A 937-nucleotide genomic window follows, 5' to 3' on the forward strand; every position below is an offset into this window, starting at 1 on the left:
GACCCTGGCCAATCGTGAAGAGATCTCTCGTGGCCTGGCCGAAGGCTTGGAATACAAGGAGATCGCCCGGTTGATCGACCGGAACCCGTCGGTGGTTTCCCGCGACGTTGCCCGTCACGGCGGTCGGGCCGGGTACCGGGCGGTGGCCGCGGACGTGGCGGCTGCGGCGGGCCGGCAGCGGCCGAAGACGTACGCGGTCGACCGGTCGCCGCGGCTGCGGACGGTGGTCACCGAGTTGCTGAAGACCGGCTGGTCGCCGGCGTCGATCGCGGGCCGGTTGCCGTACGACTACCGCGACGATCAGGCTGTACGGGTGTCTCACGAAGCGATCTACCAGTGGGTCTACGCCCAGCCGGTATCCACCCTGGCCCGCGAGCTGATCCGGCTGCGCACCGGCCGCCCGGCCCGGCGTTCAGGCCCCCGGCCCGAGCCCGCGCCCCGCATCCGCGAGCCCCGCTACCTTGAAGAACGTCCCGCCGAGGTCGAGGGCCGGCAGGTCCCCGGGCATTGGGAGGGCGACCTGGTCATCGGCAAGGGCGGCAAGTCCGCGGTCGCGACGCTGGTCGAGCGGACCTCCCGATTCGTCGTGCTGGTCCCGCTGTCCGGCCGTGACGCGCTGACCGTCGGCGACGCGGTGATCGCCGCCGCAGGCACCCTGCCGCCGCAGATCGCGAAGTCACTGACCTGGGACTGCGGCTCCGAGATGGCCGGACACGCCCGGATCACCGCGGCCGGGCTGCCGGTCTACTTCGCCCGCCCACACTCACCCTGGCAGCGCGGCAGCAACGAGAATCTGAATCGGATCCTGCGCGAATACTTCCCGAAAGGCGTCCCGATCACCTCGGACGCGAACTATCTGGCGATGGTGGCTTCCGAAATCAACGACCGACCCCGTAAGATCCACGATTGGAAGAAGCCCTCCGAGATTTTCGCCGAA

At 69.6% G+C, this 937-nt stretch carries 1 protein-coding gene; it reads left to right on the forward strand.

The window, feature by feature from the left end; genetic code table 11:
- A partial coding sequence (locus Asi03nite_RS37490; protein ID WP_203685257.1) for an IS30 family transposase occupies positions 1-937 on the forward strand: 937 nt, incomplete at both ends.

The organism is Actinoplanes siamensis (assembly GCF_016862395.1).
In the GTDB taxonomy this organism is placed as follows: domain Bacteria; phylum Actinomycetota; class Actinomycetes; order Mycobacteriales; family Micromonosporaceae; genus Actinoplanes; species Actinoplanes siamensis.